This window comes from Streptomyces roseochromogenus subsp. oscitans DS 12.976, from assembly GCF_000497445.1.
Lineage (GTDB): Bacteria > Actinomycetota > Actinomycetes > Streptomycetales > Streptomycetaceae > Streptomyces > Streptomyces oscitans.
The window spans coordinates 2326908-2334763 of sequence record NZ_CM002285.1; the positions used below are offsets into that span (position 1 = coordinate 2326908).

Genomic DNA, 7856 nt, shown 5'->3' on the forward strand with positions numbered 1-7856 from the left:
ACCAGCCGTCGCCCTCCGCCGGCCATCCGGCCCCGCCGCCCTGTGCACCGGCCCGCTCCGCCTCGGGCAAGCCTCCGTCGCCCCGCTCGGCGGCCAGCACCGCACGTAGCGCGCCCCGCCTCAGGCACCCCGTCGTCCCCGCCTCGGGCGACGCCGCACGCACGCCGCACGTCAGGCAAGCCCCCGTAGGCCGAAGCCCGGCGCGGCAGCTACGCGTCGATGCGCGACCGGTCCAGCGTCGCGGCCGAGCTGGAGATGAACTCCTTACGGGGCGCCACCTCGTTGCCCATCAGCAGATCGAAGACCTGCTCGGCGGCCTCGAGGTCGGACAGGTTGATCCTGCGCAGCGTGCGGTGGCGCGGGTCCATCGTGGTCTCGGCCAGCTGGTCCGCGTCCATCTCACCCAGACCCTTGTAGCGCTGGACCGAGTCCTTGTACCGGATGCCCTTGCTCTGGAACTCCATGAGCTTGTCGCGCAGTTCACGGTCCGAGTACGTGTAGACGTACTTGTCCTGGCCCTTCTTCGGCTGGATGATCTCGACGCGGTGCAGTGGCGGCACCGCGGCGAAGACCCGGCCCGCCTCGACCATCGGCCGCATGTAGCGCTGGAACAGCGTGAGCAGCAGGCAGCGGATGTGGGAGCCGTCCACATCGGCGTCGGTCATCATGATGATCTTGCCGTAGCGGGCCTGGTCGAGGTCGAAGGTCCGGCCCGAGCCCGCTCCTATGACCTGGATGATCGCGCCGCATTCGGCGTTCTTGAGCATGTCGGTCACCGAGGACCGCTGCACGTTGAGGATCTTGCCCCGGATCGGCAGCAGGGCCTGGAACTCTGAGTTCCGGGCCAGCTTGGCCGTACCGAGCGCGGAGTCGCCCTCGACGATGAACAGCTCGCTGCGGTCGACGTCGTCGCTGCGGCAGTCGGCGAGCTTGGCCGGCAGGGACGAGGACTCCAGGGCGGTCTTCCGACGCTGGGCGTCCTTGTGCTGGCGGGCCGCGACGCGTGTACGGGCGGCGGCGACCACCTTCTCCATGACGACCCGGGCCTGCGCGGCGGCGTCCCGCTTCGTGCTGGTCAGGAACGCCTTCAGCTCCTTGGTGACCACGTTGTTCACGATCCGGCGGGCCGCCGAGGTGCCCAGGACCTCCTTGGTCTGGCCCTCGAACTGCGGCTCGGCCAGGCGCACGGTCACGACGGCGGTGAGGCCCTCCAGGGCATCGTCCTTGACGATGTTGTCCTCGGCCACCCGGAGCAGCTTCTTGGCGCGCAGCACGTCGTTGAACACTCCCGTCAGGGACTGTTCGAAGCCGGAGACGTGGGTGCCGCCCTTGGGGGTGGCGATGATGTTGACGAAGGACCGGATGGTGGTGTCGTACCCCGTGCCCCAGCGCATCGCGATGTCCACGCCCAGTTCACGGGTGACCTCGGTGGGGGTCATCTGCCCGTGTTCGTCCAGGACGGGAACGGTCTCCTTGAAGGTGCCCTTGCCGGAGAAGCGGACGACATCGCAGACCGGCTTGTCGCCCGCGAGGTACTCGCAGAACTCGCTGATGCCGCCGTCGAAACGGAAGGACTCCTCGCCCTTGCTGCCGCCCTCGCCGAGGCCGAACTCGTCGCGCACGACGATGGTCAGGCCCGGCACCAGGAAGGCGGTCTGCCGGGCGCGCTGGTGCAGGTTGTCCAGGGAGAGCTTGGCGTCCTTGAGGAAGATCTGGCGGTCGGCCCAGTAGCGTACGCGCGTGCCGATGCGGGTCTTGGGGATCTTCTTGGTCTTGCGCAGGCCGCTCTTTGCCTCGAACTTCGCGTCGGCGCCGTCAGCCGCAAAGACGCCGGGCACCCCACGCCGGAAGCTGACGGCGTGGGTGTGGCCACCGCGGTCCACCTCGACGTCGAGACGGGCGGAGAGGGCGTTGACCACGGAGGCGCCGACGCCGTGCAGGCCGCCGGAGGCGGCGTACGAGCCGCCGCCGAACTTGCCACCCGCGTGGAGCTTGGTCATGACGACCTCGACGCCGGACAGGCCGGTCCTGGGCTCGACGTCCACGGGGATGCCCCGGCCGTTGTCGCGCACCTCGACGGAGCCGTCGTCGTGGAGGATGACCTCGATGTGGTCGCAGGCGCCCGCGAGGGCCTCGTCCACGGAGTTGTCGATGATCTCCCACAGGCAGTGCATCAGACCGCGGCTGTCGGTCGAGCCGATGTACATTCCCGGGCGCTTGCGCACGGCCTCGAGGCCCTCGAGGACGAGCAGGTGCCGCGCGGTGTAGTTGGAACCGTCCCGGTCTGCTCCTGCCAGCAGCGCTGTGGACGGCACGGACGTATCGGCGGTCACGCGGTTCGCTCCTCGCTGAATTTCAGTTGGCCCCCTACTGGGTGAGGGGGCGGCTTCGGTCGCCGCTCAGAGGGTACCGAGGCCTGGTAGAGCAGGTGTAACGCCACCCTCGTCAGGAACTCAGACTAGTCCAGGCTCGCATGCGTGTTCGATCCCTCGATGGAGTGAAGTACATATCACGTTCCCTCGGAGGCATGAACCATTTAGGCTCCGGGCACGTCCTCATGAACAACAGGCAACCCGGCCTGGAGGACCGAGACACAACACCGCGCGAAACCGTAAGCACCACAAGAGACGCACTACGGCACATTCGCCGCCAACCGGCAGCAGACAGCCGCCTCGGAAGATTTTTTCCAGGAAAAGCCACGAGCGGGAACGTTTTCGGGCTGGTTGGATGTTGACCCTGGTACGACAGCTCGTCGAGCTAGAGAAGAGGCGACGTGACTACTGTTCTGACCCCCGCGAGCCCGCTGACGGCCGCCGATCGCTGCGACCGCTGCGGCGCCCAGGCATACCTGCGCGTCGTCCTGCTGAGCGGCGGAGAACTGCTCTTCTGCGCCCACCACGGTCGCAAGTTCGAGCCAGAACTCAAGAAGATCGCCGCTGAGATACAGGACGAGACGGAGCGGCTGACGTCCGTTCCGAACATCGCTTCCGAAGAAGAGCGCTGACATCTCGCACACACGACGAGCCAGCCCCGGCACAGGCCGGTGTACGGCGGCCGCTCCTCCCCAGGAGCGGCCGCCGTGCTACGTCCCCGTTGCGGGCGCTTCACGAGCCCCAGTGGGGCCGTTTCTGGCCAGCTGAGGCCGTGTCGGCCGAGCCCAGGTCGCGTACGACCTCGGAGATACGCGTGTACACGCCAGGGCTGCCCGCCTTGCCGCAGCCGCTCCCCCAGGACACGAGACCGATCAGCCGCCCCGCCGCCACCAGCGGGCCACCGCTGTCTCCCTGACAGGCGTCCTTGCCCCCGCCGGACTCTCCGGCGCAGAGCATGCTGGCGGCCCGGTAGGCACCACCGGGACCGCCCGGATAGGCACGGGCACAGACATCGTCAGCCAGCACGCGCAGGTGTGCGGCGTACAGCCTGCGCGGGTAGGCACCCTCGCCGGTGGTGTCCCCCCATCCGGACACCAGGGCCTGCGTGCCCGGCGTGTAGGCCGGGTCGCCGGCGCCCGCCATGGCGACGACCGCGCTCTGCGGCAGCGCCTTGGCCAGCGTGAGCACGGCGAAGTCGCCGCTGTTGGTCCTGCTGTCGTACCCGGGGTTGATCCGGGCGTCGCGTACGGCGATCTCCTGACCCTCGCTGGACAGCAGTTGAGTGCGGCCGGCGATGACGCGGAGGTCGCGCACGCGGTTCGGGGGAGCCCCGAGGACGCTCTCACCCAGGCAGTGGGCCGCGGTGAGCACCGTGGTACGGCCGACCGCCACGCCGCCGCAGAACTGGCCCGCCCGCGTACCCCCGAACCGGTCACGGCTGGACAGCGCGACGGTCCACGGGGCCTGCGAGACGTCGATCGGAAAGCCCCCGACCACGACGCTGCCGGCGGCCGCGGGAGCCGCGTTCGCCAGGGGTATGAAGGTCAGGCCGGCCGCCATTGCGAGCGGCCGAATCAGTGCGCGGGCAATGGAACGGCGCATGCGTGCTCCTCACTCCGTGGTTCCGCTGGGACACCCAGAGTCAGTCATGGGAGCTGCGCGCGCAGCACGAAGGCCCGGCTCCCCGCGGGGAACCGGGCCTTCGCCGTCGTACGACCGCGACCTAGTCGAGGTAGTCGCGCAGCACCTGGGAGCGCGACGGGTGACGCAGCTTCGACATGGTCTTGGACTCGATCTGGCGGATGCGCTCACGCGTCACGCCGTACACCTTGCCGATCTCGTCGAGGGTCTTCGGCTGACCGTCGGTGAGACCGAACCGCATGGAGACGACACCGGCCTCGCGCTCGGACAGGGTGTCCAGAACCGAATGCAGCTGCTCCTGCAGAAGCGTGAAGCTGACGGCGTCGGCCGGGACGACGGCCTCGGAGTCCTCGATGAGGTCACCGAACTCGCTGTCGCCGTCCTCACCGAGCGGGGTGTGCAGCGAGATGGGCTCACGGCCGTACTTCTGGACCTCGATGACCTTCTCCGGGGTCATGTCGAGCTCCTTGGCCAGCTCCTCCGGGGTGGGCTCGCGGCCCAGGTCCTGGAGCATCTGACGCTGCACGCGCGCGAGCTTGTTGATGACCTCGACCATGTGCACCGGGATACGGATGGTGCGGGCCTGGTCGGCCATGGCGCGGGTGATGGCCTGGCGGATCCACCAGGTGGCGTACGTGGAGAACTTGTAGCCCTTGGTGTAGTCGAACTTCTCGACCGCGCGGATCAGACCGAGGTTGCCCTCCTGGATGAGGTCCAGGAAGAGCATGCCGCGGCCGGTGTAGCGCTTGGCCAGGGAGACCACCAGACGGAGGTTGGCCTCCAGGAGGTGGTTCTTGGCGCGGCGGCCGTCCTCGGCGATGATCTCCAGCTCGCGCTTCAGCTTCGGCGCCAGCTTGTCGGCGTTGGCCAGCTTGTCCTCGGCGAACAGACCCGCCTCGATACGCTTGGCCAGCTCGACCTCCTGCTCGGCGTTGAGCAGGGGGACCTTGCCGATCTGCTTCAGGTAGTCCTTGACCGGGTCGGCGGTGGCGCCGGCCGCGGCGACCTGCTGCGCGGGCGCGTCGTCCTCGTCCTCGTCGGACAGGACGAAGCCCGCGCTCTCGGCGCCCTCGGGCTCCTCGGCGACCTTGGTGTCCTCGATCACCTCGTCCTCGAGAAGCTCGGCGTCGTCCTTCTTGCCCGTGGTCTTCTTGGCAGCCGTCTTCTTCGCGACGGTCTTCTTGGCGGCCGCCTTCTTGGCGGTCGTCTTCTTGGCCGCGGCCTTCTTGGCGGGTGCGGCTTCCTCGGCGGAATCGGCTGCGACCGGAGCAGTGGGCGCCACGGGGGCGGCAGTGGTGGCGGTGGCCTTCCGGGTCGTCACCGTCTTCGCCGCGACCGTCTTGGTGGCGGTGCGCTTGGCCGGACTCTTCGCTGCGACGCTCTTGCGGGTGCGCTTGGGCTCTGCGGCACTGACCATCAGCGTCACACCCTCTTCCTCAAGGATCTGGTTGAGGCTGCGCAGTACGTTCTTCCACTGAGTGGCCGGAATCTGGTCAGCTTCGAAGGCCCGACGCACATCGTCGCCGGCGATCTGCCCCTCAGCCTTTCCCCGCTCAATGAGCGCCATGACAGAGACGGACTCGGCGATCTCCGGCGGGAGCGTACGGGATGTGCTGGCCGACACGAACAACCTCTCGGAACGTTGGAAAACGACTTCCGGCACCGTCCACTGCGGACAGGAGCCGACCACCGGCCTGGGGATGGGCCGACGGAGCGGGCGGGGCCGGGAAGATGCACAGCGCCTTTCATGGCGTCCGTATTCCCTCCGCGGCTGTCACCTCTTAGGTCATCGCGCTGTTTCCACGAGTGTTACGCCCAATCTGCGTGGCCCGAGTCACACCCCGTAAGTGGTCAAAAACAGTCAGACACGGACAGAGAAGATCACCGATGCCGTCAGGCCCGGTCCCGCGCATGGCCCGCGGCGGCCCGTCGCCCCGCCGGACCCTGCCGGACCGCACTGGTCCGGCAGGGTCCGGCGGGGCCCGGCGACGGCCGGCAAGACCCCCGCACCGCCACGAGCACCACGAGGACGCCGCACACCGGCGACCGCACCGCCTCGGCCGTGAGGGTCAGTGCTCGCGCGGGGCGGGCACCACGCGCTCGACCTCGGGGTGGACCGTGAGCAGTTGGCGCATGGCCGCCTCGGCCGCCGTGCCGTCGCCGGTGCCGAGCGCGTCGACGATCCGCGCGTGCTGTGCGAGTGACGTCTCGTTCGCCCGGTCGCAACCCGTGACGGGGCCGCCGGAGACCTGGAGGGCCGCCGAGACGATCCCGGAGAGGTGCTCCAGCATGCGGTTGCCGGCGGTCTGGATGAGCAGCGCGTGGAACTCGCCGTCGGCGCGCGAGTACGTCAGGGCGTCGCCCTGCGCCATGGCGTGGCTCATGATCTCGACCATGTCACAGAGGCGCTGCTGCACCTCCTCGCGTCCGTGCCCGGCGGCGAGGCGGGCGGCGAGCGGCTCGATCGTCCAGCGCAGCTCGCTCAGCTCTCGGCGCTGGTCGTCGCGCTGGGGGCCGAAGGCCCGCCACTCGATGATGTCGGGATCGAGCAGGTTCCAGTCACTGACGGGCCGCACGCGCGTGCCGACGTTCGGGCGGGCGCTGACGAGGCCCTTGGCCTCGAGGACGCGGAGGGACTCGCGGACGACGGTGCGGGAGACCTCGAAGCGCTGGCCGATCTCCTCGGGCACCAGCGGACGGTCCGCGCCCAGGTCGCCGGAGACGATCATCTGTCCCAGCTGCTGAACGAGTTGGCCGTGCAGTCCACGGCCGCGGCTGCCCGCGGCACGCCGGCCGACGCGGCCCAGATCGGGGTCCGCACCTTCCCAGGAGGGCGCTCCGACGCGATCGGCCACCTGGGGCTCCGCGTAGGGGTAGCGGTCGAGTTCGCCCGGGCCGGCCAGACCGGAGTCGGTGGAGCGGGCGGCGGTCATCATGGTGTGCGCAAGGGTACTCACGGATCCTTTGTCGGCGCCGTCTCCAACTCCCTTGAGGTCTTTGGTGAAAAGCACACGAAAGGGTGATCGCTCACCCCGTCGCAATTGACGCCTTATCGGAAAGAAATGGGCTTTCCGATGGGGAGTTGTGACCATGCTGGGATCGGGAGTGCACGCTTGCCCGTCACCGGAACCGGGTGCGCAGCGTCGTGACGAGGTACGCGCACAGCAGTGCCGAGAGCGACAACACCAGTGCGCTGCCCACGGGTTGGGCGAGCACCCGCGCCATCCCGAGCAGGTAGCGCTCGCCGCCGAAGGGCCACTGCAGCAGGAGCACCTCCCGCATCCGCGCCGGGAATCCGGCGGCCATGCGCAGCGCGGGCCCCCGCATCGCCTCGTGCACGAGGGGCACGACGACTACGGGTACGGCGAGTACGGCGGCCAAACCGCCCGCGGTGGACCGGAACACACCGGCCGCCAGCACACCGGCCCAGGCGCAGCCGACGACGAGACCGAACCAACTCACACTCAACGAAAGCCAGTCCGCGGGAACTTGTGTCAGATCCCGTCCGTAGACGACATAGAGCACTTCGGCGTCGCAGCCCATGGTGGCGAAGGCCAGCAGCACCGCGGTGGCTCCGGAGACGAGCAGTTTCGCGGTGAGCAGCCCCAGTCGGCGGGGCACGGTGCCGCGGTCCGCCGCGAGGGCGGGGTGGCGGAACTCGTCCCCGAAGGCCAGCGCACCGAGCAGCCCCGCGGCGAGCGCCGAGGGCGGCAGCGGCAGCTCCCGCGGCCACGCGGCGAACAGTCGCTCCTGCGGGGTGTGCCCGAGCCGGGCGAGCAGTACGGCGGTGAGCGCGGACAGCACCAGGACGGCACCGCAGGTGAGGAAGCCGACGCCGATCCC

Annotated in this window: 5 protein-coding genes and 1 pseudogene; 1 reads left to right on the forward strand and 5 read right to left on the reverse strand. The window is 69.2% G+C overall.

The features are described from left to right. Positions 1-209: 209 nt before the first annotated feature. The gene (locus tag M878_RS60025) at positions 210-2333 is read right to left on the reverse strand and encodes a DNA gyrase/topoisomerase IV subunit B (protein WP_023546123.1); all 2124 of its coding nucleotides are present in this window, start codon (positions 2331-2333) and stop codon (positions 210-212) included. 440 nt (positions 2334-2773) lie between these two features. Here M878_RS60025 and M878_RS60030 point away from each other — a divergent pair, with 440 nt between their 5' ends. After that, complete coding sequence (locus M878_RS60030) at positions 2774-3004, forward strand: DUF7455 domain-containing protein (protein ID WP_023546124.1); 231 nt, start codon at positions 2774-2776, stop codon at positions 3002-3004. A gap of 100 nt (positions 3005-3104) precedes the next feature. Here M878_RS60030 and M878_RS60035 read toward each other — a convergent pair whose 3' ends face one another. From M878_RS60035 to M878_RS60050, 4 genes and pseudogenes are all read right to left on the reverse strand, one after another. After that, a complete protein-coding gene (locus M878_RS60035) occupies positions 3105-3974 on the reverse strand; it encodes a serine protease (RefSeq protein ID WP_031224642.1) in 870 nt (289 codons plus the stop codon). A 121-nt stretch (positions 3975-4095) separates the two neighbouring features. After that, the gene (locus tag M878_RS60040; RefSeq protein ID WP_031224643.1) at positions 4096-5637 is read right to left on the reverse strand and encodes an RNA polymerase sigma factor; all 1542 of its coding nucleotides are present in this window, start codon (positions 5635-5637) and stop codon (positions 4096-4098) included. 445 nt (positions 5638-6082) lie between these two features. After that, positions 6083-6970, reverse strand: a complete 888-nt coding sequence (locus tag M878_RS60045) for a FadR/GntR family transcriptional regulator (protein WP_031224644.1) — start codon at positions 6968-6970, stop codon at positions 6083-6085. Between the two features lie 163 nt (positions 6971-7133). After that, positions 7134-7856: pseudogene (locus M878_RS60050) on the reverse strand (ABC transporter); the annotation flags it as partial.